This is a genomic window from Bacteroides celer, from assembly GCF_002632415.2.
Taxonomy (GTDB): Bacteria; Bacteroidota; Bacteroidia; order Bacteroidales; family Bacteroidaceae; genus Bacteroides.
This window is the reverse complement of record NZ_CP178209.1, coordinates 716,565-733,086: the sequence shown is the minus strand read 5'-3', so window position 1 is coordinate 733,086 and position 16,522 is coordinate 716,565. Positions and strand designations below refer to the sequence as shown.

Annotated in this window: 11 protein-coding genes; 1 reads left to right on the top strand and 10 read right to left on the bottom strand. The window is 44.6% G+C overall.

The annotated features are described in order from the left end of the window. Positions 1–3: 3 nt before the first annotated feature. From CJF29_RS02505 to CJF29_RS02490, 4 genes are all read right to left on the bottom strand, one after another. On the bottom strand, positions 4–3,528 hold the full coding sequence (locus tag CJF29_RS02505; RefSeq protein ID WP_099147620.1) for a SusC/RagA family TonB-linked outer membrane protein: 3,525 nt from the start codon (positions 3,526–3,528) through the stop codon (positions 4–6). Between the two features lie 46 nt (positions 3,529–3,574). Then, positions 3,575–4,444 (bottom strand): transposase, encoded by an 870-nt coding sequence (locus tag CJF29_RS02500; RefSeq protein WP_154289602.1) that lies wholly within the window; start codon positions 4,442–4,444, stop codon positions 3,575–3,577. A 232-nt stretch (positions 4,445–4,676) separates the two neighbouring features. Beyond that, positions 4,677–5,834 (bottom strand): FecR family protein, encoded by a 1,158-nt coding sequence (locus CJF29_RS02495; protein ID WP_141561008.1) that lies wholly within the window; start codon positions 5,832–5,834, stop codon positions 4,677–4,679. A gap of 13 nt (positions 5,835–5,847) precedes the next feature. Next, positions 5,848–7,242 (bottom strand): TlpA family protein disulfide reductase, encoded by a 1,395-nt coding sequence (locus CJF29_RS02490; RefSeq protein ID WP_099145762.1) that lies wholly within the window; start codon positions 7,240–7,242, stop codon positions 5,848–5,850. A 163-nt stretch (positions 7,243–7,405) separates the two neighbouring features. On the opposite strand from CJF29_RS02490, the gene CJF29_RS02485 reads away from it, so the two are divergent. Continuing rightward, positions 7,406–7,966 carry an RNA polymerase sigma factor gene (locus tag CJF29_RS02485; RefSeq protein WP_176553087.1) on the top strand — a complete coding sequence of 187 codons (561 nt, stop codon included), beginning with the start codon at positions 7,406–7,408 and terminating at the stop codon, positions 7,964–7,966. On the opposite strand, the gene CJF29_RS02480 is transcribed toward CJF29_RS02485, so the two are convergent. The 6 genes from CJF29_RS02480 to CJF29_RS02455 all read right to left on the bottom strand — a co-directional run bounded on the left by CJF29_RS02480 (position 7,960) and on the right by CJF29_RS02455 (position 16,489). Next, positions 7,960–8,964 (bottom strand): aldo/keto reductase, encoded by a 1,005-nt coding sequence (locus tag CJF29_RS02480; protein WP_099145760.1) that lies wholly within the window; start codon positions 8,962–8,964, stop codon positions 7,960–7,962. The two genes, CJF29_RS02485 and CJF29_RS02480, sit on opposite strands and share 7 nt — an antisense overlap. Positions 8,965–9,130: 166 nt before the next feature. Beyond that, a complete protein-coding gene (locus CJF29_RS02475; RefSeq protein WP_099145759.1) occupies positions 9,131–10,618 on the bottom strand; it encodes an MBOAT family O-acyltransferase in 1,488 nt (495 codons plus the stop codon). After that, a complete protein-coding gene (locus CJF29_RS02470) occupies positions 10,605–11,522 on the bottom strand; it encodes an SGNH/GDSL hydrolase family protein (protein WP_099145758.1) in 918 nt (305 codons plus the stop codon). The genes CJF29_RS02475 and CJF29_RS02470 overlap by 14 nt, the downstream gene beginning before the upstream one ends. Further along, positions 11,509–12,909, bottom strand: coding sequence for an SGNH/GDSL hydrolase family protein (locus CJF29_RS02465; protein WP_099145757.1), 1,401 nt, complete (start codon positions 12,907–12,909; stop codon positions 11,509–11,511). The genes CJF29_RS02470 and CJF29_RS02465 overlap by 14 nt, the downstream gene beginning before the upstream one ends. A 115-nt stretch (positions 12,910–13,024) precedes the next feature. Next, positions 13,025–13,318, bottom strand: a complete 294-nt coding sequence (locus CJF29_RS02460; protein WP_004307513.1) for a PG0541 family transporter-associated protein — start codon at positions 13,316–13,318, stop codon at positions 13,025–13,027. A 12-nt stretch (positions 13,319–13,330) separates the two neighbouring features. Beyond that, positions 13,331–16,489: an efflux RND transporter permease subunit gene (locus tag CJF29_RS02455; protein WP_004310863.1), complete on the bottom strand. Its 3,159-nt coding sequence runs from the start codon at positions 16,487–16,489 to the stop codon at positions 13,331–13,333. Positions 16,490–16,522: the final 33 nt, after the last annotated feature.

The window sequence follows — 16,522 nt, the reverse complement described above, 5'->3', positions numbered from 1 at the left end:
ATTTTAAAAATTCACACTCAAACTCATTACATAACTCTTACGAGGTTTAGCTATAGCATAGCCCGAATAGGGGTCAACGGCTTCGGGGTCTATGCCTAAGTCGTTACGTACCCACTTGGCCACATTGTTCATTTGCGCGCGCAGACGCATACTGCCAATGCCAAGTTTCTTGCACATCTTCTTTGGGAAATTATAACCCAGCACGATGTAACGGAGCTTCATAAAGTCGGCCTTCACCACCGTTTGGTCAATGTAATAAGGATTTCCGATGGTACTCAAGCTGGTACAACCGTTAGCAATGCCTGTGTTTTTGTCGGTAGCCGTCCAGTAGTTGGCAAATGCCGAAGGCATAGGTTCTTCTAAGTTGCCGTATCCGTATTGTGAACCACCGTAAGTCCAATCTTCCATGGCGGCACGCATCACGTGTCCGCCATAGTAAGCAAACATAGCCGAAAGCGAGAAGCCCTTCCACGTAATTTCCGGTGAGAAAGTAATATTGATTTTTGGATCAAGCGAACCCGAATAAACAACATCAGCAGTGGTAAACTCACCATTCTGTACGTCGGTTGCATGAACATTCCCCTTTGCATCGTACCATCCATAAGCCTGCACCCCACTCTCATCAGTCTGCATTCCGGCAAAGCGGTAAGAATAAAGAGCATTTATCGGATCTCCTTGATGCATGGTATTGAGTGCCTCGTAACCCGATGAAGCAGCATGGTCCACCTTTAGTATCTTGTTACTATTGTGCGCAATACCCAAGGAGACATTCAATCCCACGTCGTTAGTGGTTCTGGCATCCAGGATGACACCATTGAGTTGAAGTTCGACACCCGTGTTACGTGCTTTTCCGTTGTTGATGGTGAGCGAAGTCCAACCCGTTGTAGGGTCAATGTCAGTAAGCGAAAGCAAGTCGGTACTCTTTTTATAATACCAATCAATGCCACCACTAAGTCTGTTGCCGATGAAAGAAAAGTCTACCCCTACATTCCAGCTAGCTGTTTTTTCCCAGCGCAGCTGGTCGTTGGGCGGTGTGTTGAGAGTAGCTCCCTTACTGCTGTTGATATCGTTGACAGCAATGGCAGCAGTCAGGTAAGAAGAAACGCTTTGGTCTATGTTTCCGGTGAGTCCATAGCTGGCGCGAAGTTTCAATACGTCAATCCACTTCAGACCTTTCATGAAATCTTCGTTCTGTAGATTCCAGCTTGCACCTGCCGACCAAAGCGGACGTCCTCTATATTTTGGATCTGCGCCAAAAAGGTCGGTCTTGTCTACACGATAGCTGAACTGGGCGGCATAGCGCGAGTCGTAGGTATAGTTTGCATTGGCATAAAGCGAATAGAAACGATGCAAGACATCTTGCGTCTTAAAATCTTCTTCGGAAGGCAAAGCACCGGCAGGTGAATAAGAAGTGCCCAAATCACTCGATTGCAACTGGTTTAAATCATAAAAGTTGATAAGGTGATTCATATTGGTCTGCGTTTGGTCATCGTATCCCAAGAGCACGTTTTTGGCATAACGGTTATGGGTCTGGCGATATTCAAAGCCGACAATTGCCTCTACCGCATGCTTTTCGGCAAAAGTCCTTGCATAGTTGCCCTGCACACGAAAAGTGTAATAATCGCCATTTTGGTTGTTGGTAGAGAGCATACCGCCTTCGGGCAAATGATGCACGCCATCGCTTGTGGCAAGGTTGTAGAGGTGGCGCATATAGTAACTCTGTCCCTCCAAATAGGTTTCGTCTTTGTAGATGATGTCTTCATATTGAAACTTGGTAGACAGAACCAATTCGGGCAGAATGTGGAAAGAAGCATGCACATAGGAGCGGATGTTGTTACGACGTTCACGACTAAAATTCAGGTTCGTCTCATTGAGCAAATTATAGCTTTCATCCTTCAGTCCTAACGACGAGTTGCCGAGCGACTCCTCACCAAGATAAGTGGCTGCCTCCATAGCAGCTACCGATCCATCGGCATTACGCATACTCATATAAGGTGCAAAGCTGTTGATGTCGTTATAAAGGTTTGCACCCGAAGCATGCGTTTTTGAACGCTCACTAATAAGATTTACCCCAAAAGAGAGGTCGAGCCATTTGGTCACATCCATTTCTCCGTTATAGCTAGCCCTAAAAGAGTTCTTGCTTTCATTCACACGTCCCAGATTATCACCTGTATAGTTGAGCACAATGTTCGAGTTGATGCGCTTACCTTGTGTGCGAAAGGCTAAATTATACTGATGCTGTATCTGCTGCCGTTCCATAGCATCCTGCCACTCACGGCGGTAATCATTTTGCCGCCACTGGTTCATAGTAGCAGCATAGTGGGCATCGCTCACTTCGCCCAATTTGTGCCGCAACATCAGCCGAGCAGCAGGCGACAGCGCAGAAGGTCTTGCATTATACTGTCCCAAAAGTCCGTTGTAAAGATTGGCATCGTTGCTCACATAGTTGAAGTTGGCCTCCTCCACATCAAGATACTGTGAAGCGTTGGCCCATCGACGGTTGCTATAGCTTTGATTTTCGGAAATGGTGAGATCGGCATTAAAATCTACCGAGATTCTGTCTTTGTGCGCTCGCTTGGTTGTAATAACAATCACGCCATTTGAAGCCCGCGCACCATAGATACTGGCAGCCGAAGCATCTTTCAACACATTGATGGTTTCAATATCATAGGAATTTACCGTTTCCAGCGAACCCTCAATGGGAAGCCCGTCTACCACGACCAGCGGACTGGTACGCGCATTAAACGACCCTGCGCCACGGATTACCAACGCATCTTCGCCATTTTTCCCATTTCCATTGTTGTATGACACCAGCCCGGGTACCTTCCCCTCCAAACGCGAAGCCACGTCGTTTGTAAAATAGTCATCCAAATCTTTCGAATGAATAGTCTGATAAGCTCCTACCGCACTCTCACGCTTGATGTTTTGGAAACCCGTCACAAGTACCTCGTCAAGAATAGTTTCATCCGGCTGTAGCTTTACTACAAAGAAAGGCATCTTGCGGTTTATCGTTACATTCTTCTTCTTGTAGCCCACGTAGCTCACCTCTACCGAAGGGTTCTTCCCCTCCACCAAAAGCGAGAAGGCGCCATCCACATCGGTAGCAACACCATTTTTTGTACTTCGTTGCATCACCGATACGCCCACCAACGGCTCATCGTTCTCGTCGGTCACCATACCGGTCACATTGCTTTTAAAATAAAAGTCATCGTCAGGATTCATCTTTTTCAAGACGATGGTCTGCTTCACAATCTCGTAGTCAATACTTGCCTCATTGAGAAAAATGCGGTTGAGCAACTGCTGCAATGTCATGTCTTTGAAATAGCCCGTAATGTGAGGAGCCTCCTCAATCACTTGTTTTTGATAAACGAACTCATAGCCTGTACGTTTGCGTAAGTCACGAATTACTAGCTCAACGCTTTGGTCGTTGTACTTCACGCTATAGGTTTGTGCGACTGCGAACTGAACATTCAGCACGAGCAACAACACAAGAACTCCCCAAAACTGAATGCAATGGTTGTATCTCATAAATCTTTCACTAATTAGTTATTAATGCGAATCAGTATTTGATTCCTTAGTTAAAAATTAGAGTAATTAATGCGATGGCAATTTTTCCCATCGTATGTACCAGAAGTCCAGATGTAGATCTGACCTTCATCGCTCTTTGAATATTTGTTTTTTCATTCAACCAGTTGAATAATGCTTCAATGGGTTGTCTGACTTTTGAGACTGCCGTTGAAAACAAGTCTCTTGCCGCTTTCTCCCTTTTTGTTATTTCAGGTGATTCTCCTTTGATAGCTTTTACAGGAGTAAATAGCTCGAGTTTTTTGCATTCTTTCGTCTCTTTATAGAATGGTATATCCGAATATATTTTATCGGCATATATTTCTCTATTGTTCAGATTTCCCACACATTCTCTTTTGAATACAGTGGAGTCATTTTCATCAGCAGCGGAAAGTATGAGCATTTCAGGAAAAGGTATAGTTCCTTTTCTACGGAAAGCCACTGCATGGAGTTTTATTCCGAAATAATACATGTTCTTTGTCGAACAATATCCTTTGGAAGTAATCTCAGTGGCGACCTTTCCTACTTTGTTCTTTCCTGCGCAAGTAATGATAGGCATCGAGTCAACTAATGATTTCATACTGTCACAATCTTGAGGTTTGAATGAATGGATTAACTGCCTGACCAGTTCGCTGATTGCTTCCGGCATCAAATTCAATCTATAATTGAATGTTTGGTAAGAAGGCAAGTCAGGGAACCATGAAAGCAGGTATTCCTTGGTAAAGGTATGTATGTCTTTGATTTTAAAGTATTGTTGATAAGCTCCACAGAACAGATATACAGTAAGCAGTTCCTGATCGGTAAAGATTGGATGATTGTTATTACTGAACCTCTGGCAGTAGAACTTGAGTGAAGACTCGTAAACATCGCAGATATACATATATATTTTTATAAGTTTTAATTCTTTCTCCTTGGGAATCATAATTAGAACAATGAGTGGTTTTATTCTTCTAATATACTGATTTTCAAGGAGATTAGAAAATTAATTTATGAGATAATTAACTGAATAATAACATTTTAACAAGCGAAAAGGCTGATGTTTATCAACTGCTGATTCGCATTATTAATAATGTATAAGGGTTTCTGTTAGATAAAGCAAAAACAGCCTGTTCCTACTTTTTGCTTATCAATATAGTCTTTCCTTTTTGACGGAACTTAATGCCTCCACTGGCTTCAAGGATTTGAAGCACTTCGGAGAAAGTTCCGTAGCGGGGCACACTGCCCATGAACTGCATTTGAGACAACTCTTCGTTACTGAAACGATAGTCGAAATCGTACCAGCGACTCAACGTCTTCATAATCTGCTCGAAAGTTTGATTCTCAAAGACAAACTTTCCACTGCGCCAACTGGTCACTACCTCTGTGTCGACGGTCTTGACCGTTGCCGCCATCGACTGTTTGTCAAAATGCGATTGGTGCCCCGGAGTAAGAGTCAGCTCCGCGCCATTGCTTTGCGCAGGCTTCAGGGCTATCGATCCTGAGACAAGCGTAGTGGTGACCTCCGCATCTTCGGGATAGGAGTGAATGTCGAATTCCGTGCCAACCACACGCACCAACTGTCCGGCAGTCTCCACATAAAACGGATGCAGCTCGTCTTTAGCCACTTTAAAATAAGCCTCCCCTTCCACTTCCACACGACGGTCGCCTTCGCCAAAAGTTTCTGGATATATCAGCCGCGACTCAGCATTGAGCCACACCTCCGTCCCATCCTCAAGAGTCACCTTGAATTCACCTCCTCGCAGTGTGGCAAGACTCTTTACGTGAATGTCCTCACTGCCTTCCACTTTTGCCAGCTTCGGTTCAGACACATTCTTGTTCAAGCAAAGTGTATCTCCTGCGTCGGTTGTAAGAATGGCTTGCGTGATTCCGTGCTGTATCTCCACGGATTCCACTTGAGCCAACACCTTTTTGGGGTGTTGCGGCTCTTGCAGGCGAATAAATCTGATAGAACAGAAAACAAGTAACACAACGGCAGCAACACCAATAAGCGATAACATTGCCTTTCGTCCACCAAGAGCTTTTGTCATTTTATTGTCACTACGTTCTACCAGGATGCGTGCTTTCATGGCCTTCATAGGCCGATGATAGTTTATGGCACGGCGACGGTTATATTGCTGTTTCAGATAATCTTCGTTGAGCAGTCGTTCATAAAGAGTTCGATGAGAAGGATTGGCGGCTATCCAGTCATCCAGTGTTTTCTGCTCCTCTTCTGACAAATCGCCCACCAGGTGGCGATAAATCAGCTTTGCGATGTATTCAGATTGCTCCATATCTATTCCGAGTTTACTTTCCACCTACCACTTTATCAAGAATTGCCGAAGTTTCTTCGTTTGAGGGACGGGGCGCATCTGCATTGAAAATGTTTCCCTTCTCATCTATCATAATGAAACGAGGGATTCCCGTGATGCCCCACTGTTTCGAGAACTCCGCATTCACTGCACCGTTAATGTTGAATTGAGGCCATGCGGGTTTGTCAGCCTCAATCATCTTCTTCCAAGCATCAACATTCTCATCTACAGAGATGGAAAGAAACTGAATATTGTCGGCACCCTTGTATTTCTCAACCAGTTTGGCCACAAACGGAATTTCCCGCTTACAAGGTCCGCACCAAGTTGCCCAGACATCAATATACGTAAATTTAGACTGAAGCAGTTCGCTAAGCCGAACGTTTTTCCCTTGCGCATCGGTGAGAGTGATGTCGGGAACTTTCGTGCCCGAAACCATTTCTTTTTGCGACTTTATTTTATCGAGAAATTGCTGTATCATAGTGTCAAGCATCGGTGCGTCTTTCCCAGCCCAAGCCTTCAAATCATTGATAAAAGCTTCGTGGTTTTCATGTGCCTCCCCAGACATCAGGTATTGCTGTCCTATCATCATCACCATCGTAGAGCGTAGACTGGGCAGTGTCACCTCATCGTCTATTAACTTCATCACTTCACGACAGAACTTTTCGCTCGCATCCTGCGCACAGGTAGTAGAAGCAAAAACTTTGGTAAGCGACAAGTTGGTTTGATAAGCAATGGGGTCGTTCACATCAATATCGGCAAGAGTCACCTTAAAGTCTGCATCTTTCCGATAGTCTGCATCCTTTCTTCCACCATATTCATCCATAATAAGGCGCAGCTTGCACCATCTATAATTATAATCGGCCAGTTTAGCATAATAGGTTTGCTGCTTTTTATCTTTAAGGGTTGGCAACAGCTCCTTCACCTTCTTATTCTCTTTTTCCAATAGAGCCCTATATTCAGCATTGCTCTTTTCTGTCGAGGGATCGGGCGACCAATAGCGCATTCCATCATAAGCCTGCTTCATCATATTAACAAAAGAGCTCAATCGGGCCTCATCTCCTTTAAACTGCACCTCATATCCCCCATCCGTTTTTTGAATGTCCATCACAAGCGTTTTTCCTTTTGCAAGATGGGCACCCAGCATATTATCACCCAACAGGACTTCCACGTCTGTTTCATCACCGTTAAAATCCATATCAAAAACAAAAGAGCCATCCTCTTTTATTCCCAAGTCAATCACTTGTGCATTGACTGCATATCCATCGGGGGAATAAGAAATGACGGCATCCTCCACCTTTTCGCCTTTAACCATTCCTTTTAGCAACTGTGCATGAGCCTGTGTTCCCATAACAAACAACAGTGCCGCGAAAGCATACTTTGTAGTTCTCATATTATCTCTTATTAGTATAATTAAAGAATATACTTCTTTGCGAAGTCATACACCTTATACGCACTGAGATATTAAAAAGACAACAATACGCCCATATTTTTTTATTTTCTTTTTGATTTGCCAATCATTTCATTACATTTGCAATGAATTTAAGCCAAACAACGTGATTCTTACAGAAGAAATTTTCAATGATTTCAAGCAAGGAAAGATAGATTGTTTCTACAAACAAGTCTACCCTTCCCTCATATTGTATGCTTCTCGCTGTTTGGGAGCCGACTTTGCGTTTCTATCAGAAGATTGCGTGCAAGACTCTGTCTACAGCACCTATACTTTACGCAAATCGTTCCACTCTGCCGGTCATTTAAAAACTTACCTCTACAATTCCATACACAACGCTGCCATATCGGTTTTGCGCAAAGGCAACAGTCATCAAAACTACCTGTCGGCATTTGACGACTTGTCTGTCGATTTAAGCGATTCTATCATAGAGCAAGAAACACTTGATTTGCTCTACGATGCCATTGAGCATTTACCCGACGAGCTGCGCACGGTTTTCTCTCTTAGTTTTGAACAGGGACTAAAAAACGAGGAAATAGCCATTCAACTGCAATGCAGCGTGGGCACTGTGAAAAACCGCAAAAACAGCATTATCCGTTTTCTTCGGCAACATATAACGGCACGCCAACTCGTCACGTTCTTGGCTATCTGCCCCGCTACTTATTGAAGCAAAACATCTTCTATCTCCTTCAATTCGGCGGCCGTAAACTCCAAATGCCCCAATACGTTCAAGTTGTCTGCCAACTGATTCACAGAACTTGCCCCCACTATCACCGATGTCATCCGTTCGTCCTTCAGCACCCATGCCAATGCCATTTCAGCTAGTGTTTGTCCGCGGCGGCGGGCGATTTCATTCAACTGCCGGGCAGCTGCCACCCTTTCGGGAGTGACCTGCGAACGTTGAAGGAAACCGGAAGAGCGTGCGGCTCGTGAACCTTCCGGGATGCCGTTCAGGTACTTATCCGTCAATAGTCCTTGCGACAAGGGAGAAAAAGCAATCAAACCGGAACCGTATTCTGATGCCAAAGGAATCGTTTCAGCCTCAACCGCACGGTCAAACATACTATACCGATATTGGCTGATGAGACAAGGGACTCCGGCTTTCGCCATCATCTCATAGGCTATACGCGCCTGTGCGGGCGGATATTTGGAGATTCCGATATAGAGGGCTTTCCCTTGCTTCACGATGTCAATCAATGTTTGGATGGTCTCTTCCACCGAAGTAACACCGTCATAGCGATGGCTATAAAAAATATCGAAATACTCCAATCCCGTGCGACGGAGACTCTGGTCGATACTTGCCATCAGATTCTTACGGGAACTATTGCCACCGTAAGGGCCCGCCCACATTTCATGTCCGGCTTTGGAAGAGATAATCATCTCATCCCGATAACCTTGGAAATTTTCTTTCAAAATACGTCCGAAGTTGGTTTCCGCACTTCCCGGAACAGGACCGTAGTTATTCGCCAAATCGAAATGAGTGATACCGTGGTCAAAAGCATACTTTATCATATCGGTTGCCACGGTGAAGTTGTCCACACTACCAAAGTTGTGCCACAAGCCCAAAGAAATAAGAGGTAACTGCAAGCCGCTCTTACCGCAATATTTATACTGCATACGTTCATAACGGTCGGCTGCCGGTTGATAAGTGAATGAATTATCCATTTGATTAATGATTTTTTCCTTTGCAAAGAAAGAAAAAATATACTGAATAGTATCCCTATTAATCAACAAAATGACTAGTTTGTCCTACATTAACCAATCCACCCTCCCTAGAGGAAGATTTTGTTTCGTGCATCAGAACTATTTATTCCCCGATGTGAAAAAGACTTTAAAACTGGAAATAAATAAACGGCTGAATTTCCGAACTCTTTATCTGAATAACCAGGTAAATCAAAGCGACCATCAATACTGCCTTTCCTAGGAACGGCAAACGAATAACGCCTCGACAAACTGCATTTTCCCAACTATCGGGAGCAAAATGAAGCAGGAAGCCAAGCAACATCAACGCAAACACTTTCCAATATCCTTCTAGTAATTGCGGGAACAGTTGCGGACGGAAAGTGGTGAATATCTGTCCCAACATATCCATTGAATTCTGGAAATCGGCATTGCGGAAGAATATCCAGCAGAAGCAGACAAAATGGAAAGTGATAATTACTCCAAACACATGACGCCAACCGTGACTTTCCTCTCCTTTCTTACGCCCGGTGATAGACATCCACATTTTATGGATTGCCAAGGCTACTCCATGAAAAGTTCCCCAAAGAACGAAGTTCCAGGAGGCACCATGCCACAATCCACCCAAAAACATGGTAATGATAAGATTCAGATATTGCCGGAACTTACCTTTCCGGTTTCCGCCTAAAGAGATATACAGATAATCTCGCAACCAACTGGATAAAGAGATGTGCCAACGATGCCAAAATTCAGTAATAGAGGCAGACTTATAAGGCGAATTAAAGTTGAGATTGAAATGGAAACCTAACAATAAGGCGATACCGATAGCCATGTCGCTATATCCGGAAAAGTCACAGTAAATCTGCAAAGCATAACCATAGACTCCCATCAGGTTCTCAACACCGGAATAGAGAGTAGGATTATCAAAAATACGTTCTACAAAGTTTATACTGATATAATCGGAGATAATGGCTTTCTTGAAAAGACCGGATACGATCAGAAAGATTCCGCGGCCGAACATCTCCTGCGAGACAAAGAGAGGTTTCCGGATTTGCGGGATAAAGTCGCGGGCACGCACGATAGGTCCCGCCACCAACTGGGGAAAGAAAGATACGTAGAAAGCATAGTCCAAAAGATTCGTCAATGGCTTTATGTCTCTCCGATAAACGTCGATGGTGTAGCTTAGCGACTGGAAAGTAAAGAAGGAGATACCGACCGGCAGGAATATATCAAGAGCGGTAAATTCTCCTCCCATCAATGACGCTATCACTCCACCCAGGAAATTGGTATATTTGAAATAGACAAGAAGTCCTAGATTAATACCCAGACTCAAAGTTACCAATCCTTTACGCTTCCAATGTCCTTGGGTATGCTCCATAAGTTGCGCAAGCAAGAAGTCGGCAACAGTGACTATGGCAAGCAGGAAAAAATAAGTACCGCTACTCTTATAGTAAAAATAGTAGGAGAAGAGGGTAACAAACAAGATACGGGCAGTATATTTACGTTGTAACAACACATACACTACCATGAAAGCAGCGAACAACCAAAGGAAGATGCCACTGCTGAATATCATCGGCGCTTGCGGATCGTAGGTAAGTACCTCTTTCAGTCTACTGAAATCTATATCAATGGGAAACATAGTCATTATATGCTTTGATAAGTGCTTGGTATAATAAATTTCCTTGCAGGATGTATCCTTCAGGTAAATAATGTACATGATCGGGACGCATCAGCTTTGCATCCGTCCAGTTCGTGCAGGCACGACGCTTTCCTCCGACGACATCGTACATATCCCACACGAGCAAGCGATGGTCTTTTGCATAACGGCGGATGGTTTCCGCTGCTGTTGCCGTACGGGGATTGATGGCATACGTGCGTCTACGCCTCCGTTGCCGGAAACTTTCATAGGAACCGGGAGGGGTAGTCAGAAGAATGGGGATGTTAGGAAGACTGTCGCGCAACAGTTTCACAAGTTCATCCATCTGATTGTAATGGGCATTTATATTATAACGCCGGTTATGGCTTTCATTGGTTCCGAAAGAGAGAATCAATAGTTCGGGCTTCAAGGAGGCGATTTCAGCAATACGATCCGGATGGGTAAATGTAAGGCACGTAGCTCCGTTGACGCCTTTATCTATATAAGAAACAGCACCGAAAGTTTCTGTCAAACGGGTACCAGTGGTTTGAGGGTAGATATGTCCACGTACATGACTGTCGCCAATATGAAAGATGCGGACTGTATCTTCAGAAAGTCCGGCACGCACTTGGCGGAGATGTTCAAAGACGGGAGCTAGCAGAGCAATACTATCAAGAATCTCATTCCGCCCAGTTTCGCGGAAGGCTGAAGGAAAGGCTATTTGTACAGCAATCGTATCATTCGCCCAGTTCATTTCCCGTAAGGGCTTTATCAGCTTTGTAGTCTTCCCTAATGGAGGACATATAGGCATACGGTCTTGTGCGATTGCTTCTGTAAGTAAACAAAGGGTACTTAACATACCGGTGAGAATAAGAATAAAGATCGACAACTGGTTATTCTTTCTCATAAGCACGCCTCCTGTCGTATTGTTCCTTACCATAAATCATGGTTTCATAAAGCAGTCCCGCCAAATGCTTGCCGCCTCGGAAGTTTATATGTGTATAATCGTAGTTTGCCATAGAAGGTTTAGCATGAACCAGTTTTGCCATACTTCCGTCTCCCCCCATGGCTTCAAACATATTCCAAAAAGCAATATTACTTTCGGCCGCAATATTTTGCTGATAACGAATCAGATTCTTAACACCGGGCATAGTGCGAAGTTCACCGTTCTCGTTTTTATAATCACGGTCGCCGACGCTCAACAGTAGGATTCCCGCTTGTGGGAAACATTCTTTCAGATGCTCGATAGCAGTAATCAATCCTTTCTGGTAATTATCATAATTGCGTCCTCGTTCGGTAGCTACATTCAGGCCATATTCGAGGATAATCAGGTCGTAAGGACGCTGGCGGTTAAACTGCTTCAGCATTTGTACCGGAATACCACGCAGAGAAAGACCAGAACTGCCACGTAACGAGAAGTTATCGAGAATAATTCCTTTCTTTCCATCCATTGCCAAGCCATAGAACAGGGTAGAGTCCGCACGATCTACTGTCCAACGGATAGAACCGATGCGTCCGTCCACCTGAACTTGTTGTAATCCATCGGAAGGACCTAATGAATAATTTTTGCTTTCCCCTTTGTTCACACGGGCAGAAAGAAGTACAGAATCCTTATTATAAAAGAAAATGGAGGCACGCTGGCAAGTATCAAGCAGGGAGGCATATTTATTTTGCCCGCGCAATTCTACATAAGCTCCATTCCGGGGAACGAAATAGTGACCGGATATGCCTTGTTTCTTCTTGTCAAAATAGACGCTGTCTGTTACTGCATGGCTGGACCATCCGCCAAATGTATGCCGTACTGTAGGGCGGTAACCGCTTGTCATGGAGGTGATGGTAACAAAACCTACACCGCAACCGCCGAATTGTTTCTGAAGCATTTCGCGCAAGTCGGCCGTAAATATATCCGCTTCGATAAAGGAGTCTCCGAATACGGCAATGCGTACCTGTTTGTCATCAGAGTCATCTGAATCACTGGAAGAGATACGATTGAGTGCTTCATAAAAAGGAGCCATCCCCCGGAGGGTGGAATCACTGTAATCTTCAATGCAAGTCATACCTGCACGACAAGTATCTACAAAGACCGGCTTTACAACTGGAGGCAAAGGGATACTGTCCGAATCAGCTGTGGCAATCTCCGATTCCGGATAACGAAGGTCGCTCAAAAGGTCTACACGCCTCATCGTGTGCCCGTCAATGGTCAGTACCGGAAGCCAATGAAGCCCGAGTAAGGCTGCAAATACAATCAGTACGAACCACAACGAATATTTCAAATAATTCTTTATTATCTCCATAATGTTTCTAAAATCCCAAACGACCGCAAAGATAGACAAAAGCCACAAAAAGAAAGGAGAATCTACATTATTTATTAGATTCTCCTTTCCTTTTTATCTATCTACCGGATCACATTTAAATGGTCCGTTCAATGTTCCACACAAATGCACGCAAACCTAATTGTTCCGTCTGCAAATCCATTTTATGCAAGGTGTCGAGCAATGAATCGACTTTGTTATCTTCTACCACTGTCAGGATAGCCGAGCACATACTTGGCCAGGCATGGCTTCCGAAATGCGGATCGCCTGTTTTCGAACCACGTCCCTGTACTTTTTCAAGGTATGTAAAGCCACGACAACCCAAACGGTCGAGCAACGCCATGATTCGTTCGTAATAAGCCTGGTCGAATGTTATCAATACTGATTTCATATTTCTTTTCTGTTATTTCTTAATAATGTTATCTTTATTCGCCTGGAAATAAACGTCCAATTCACGTTGACGGCGGAGTTTACGACGACGGTTCTTGATACCAGTTCCCGCGAATACACAATATAGAGTAGGAATCAAAATCAATGTCAAAACAGTAGATATCGTCAAACCACCGATTACGGCAATTGCCATCGGACTCCACATTTCCGAACCTTGACCGCCACCGATAGCCATCGGAATCATACCGAGAACGGTAGTAGCGGTGGTCATCAGTACCGGACGAAGACGGCTCTTACCTGCTGTTACCACAGAGTTCAAAACAGCCAATCCACGTTCTCGACAAAGGGTAATGTAGTCAATAAGCACAATACCGTTCTTCACCACAATACCAATCAACATGATACCTCCCAATAAACTCATGACACTCAATGTGCTGTTCGTAAAGAATAGTGCCATCAAGACACCACTAAACGCAAACGGCAGGGAGAACATGATGATAAACGGATAAGTCAGTGACTCGAACTGCGCTGCCATCACGATAAATACCAGAACAACAATCAGGATGGCAAGTGTTCCCAAATCGCGGAATGAATCCTGCTGATCTTCGTACGAACCGGAAATCTGAATGGTGACTTCTCCCGGAAGATCCATTTTATCTATCACCTTATTTCCGGCAGCCACTACGTCGCCCAGCGGAGCTCCGGAGATTACAGCGGAAACGGTCACGATACGTTCGCGGTCTTTACGTTCGATGGTAGGAGGTGCAAAACGTTCGACTACCTTTCCGACGTCTTTCACACGAACGGATTGTCCCTGTGCATTGTAAATGAGGATATTTTCGAGACTCTCCAGGCTTGTACGGTATTCAGGTGCGTAACGCACTTTGATATCATATTCATCTCCGTCCTCACGATATTTAGATGCTACCGCACCATTGACACGGTTACGCAGATAGTTACCAGCAGTTGAAAGATTCAAGCCATGCATCGCCAGTTTTTCACGGTCGAAGTCTACCTGATATTCCGGTTGGTAGTCACTACGGCTGATATTTACCTCGGTCACGCCTTTTACTTTCAATAATTCACGTTTCAGACGGGCTGCTACGCTATCGGTTACTGTCATATCGTATCCGTAAACCTCAAAGTCGGCACTTGCCTGCGCGGACATACCCGTGTTACTACCTCCGAGGATTACCTGTGCTTTACTGAATTCCGGATAGGCTTTCAAATCTTCACGCATCTCATCACAGACTGCTTCCAAAGTGATGTCACGATCACCCGGGTCTACCAAACTGATGTTGAACGAGATTATATGTGAGCCATTGTCCTGCATGGATGCCCAAGTGTTGTCAGAATCAGCCTGACCGACTGTATAGTTACAGACTTTCATTATGTCTTTATACTTCGTCAGCCATTGGTTGGTTAACTTCTGAGATAATTCCTGCGCTATCTCTTTTCGTGTACCGATTGGAAGTTCCAACTGTACGGCAATACGGGCATTATCCTGTGCCGGGAAGAACTCCGTACCGATGCCCTTTGCACACAGCAAACTGACAACGAAGAAAGCAATACATCCCACAATCACAATCGGACGATGACGTACAGCCCAGTTCAACATCTTCGCATACCAAGTATCAAGTCCGTCGAGCGCTTTCTCAATCGGAGTAAAGAAGAGCTTGAACATTTTCGATGGTTTCTTCTGCAAGCGAAGTAACTGAGAACAGAGCATCGGAGTCAAAGATAGTGCGGCGACCGTAGAAATAAACATGATGGCACACATCATCCAACCCAACTGTTTGAAAAGCACACCGGACATACCGCTTACCATCGTCAACGGGAAGAACACGGCAATCATGGTCAACGTAGAAGCAATTACAGAGATTGCCACCTCATTTGTTCCGTGCACGGCTGCCTGTTTCGGATCGGAGCCACGCTCGATATGGGTCGTTACGTTTTCAAGTACCACAATCGCATCATCCACCACCATACCGATAGCAATAGAAAGTGACGAAAGCGAAATAATATTAATCGTATTTCCACTAATCGCCAAGTAAATGAACGAAGCAATCAACGAAAGCGGAATAGTGATACAGATAATCAGCGTCGCACGCCAACGTCCCAGGAAGAGGAACACGACGATGACAACAAAGAGCAAGGCATAAACAACGGTTTCCGTCAAACTGTCGATGGTGTTCAAAATGTTGTCCGAGGTATCGACAATGACACCAATCTTCACGTCGCTCGGCAGGTTCTTTTGAAGCCTCGGCAGCGCGTCGGCCACTTTCTTGGAGATTTCTACCGAATTGGCTCCCGACTGTTTCTGAACTACAATCATAGCACCTTGCACACCATTATTATAGGTTTCCTGTGCACGTTCTTCCACGGTATCGACAATACGGGCTACATCACGCAAAAAGACATTCGCCCCATTGTGTGTACCCACCACTACATCTGCCAACTGACGGGAATCATCAAACTCACCTTCTACACGCAGTGCATAGGTTTCGCTACCAATATCGAAGTTACCACCGGGAATGTTCTTATTCTCGGCTCCGATAATGGAGCTGATTGTTTCAATAGTCAGGTGATAGGCTTCCAGTTTGTTGGGGTCGCAATATACCTGAATCTCACGTTGCGGTGCACCACTGATGGAGACGGTTCCGACTCCCGGAATACGTGCCAGCGGATTTACCACACGGTCGTCCAATATCTTATAAAGCGCTGACTGACTCTCATTGGCCTGTACGGAAAGTAACACGATCGGAATCATGTCCGTACTAAATTTGAAGATGATCGGATTCTCGACATCATCAGGAAGCTGTGAGCTTACCATGTCGAGTTTATCGCGCACATCATTGGTGAGAACGTCAATATCGTTACCAAACTCGAACTCCAATGTAATTAATGACATATTCTCGGAAGAACGGGAGGTGATATGTTTCAGGTTGCTCACCGCATTCAACGTATTTTCGAGCGGGCGAGTCACATTATTTTCTATATCCGAAGCACTTGCTCCGGGATAAGCGGTCATTACCATGATTGTATTCGTGTCAATGTCCGGATACAAGTCGATAGGTAACTTGGACAAAGAGAAAAGACCAAAAATCACCACTGCCAGAAAGCAGAGGGAGGTCATAATCGGTTTCTTAACCGCACCTTCGTATAAACTCATGTTGTTTTATTTAAAAGCTTCTCCCCGCTCCTC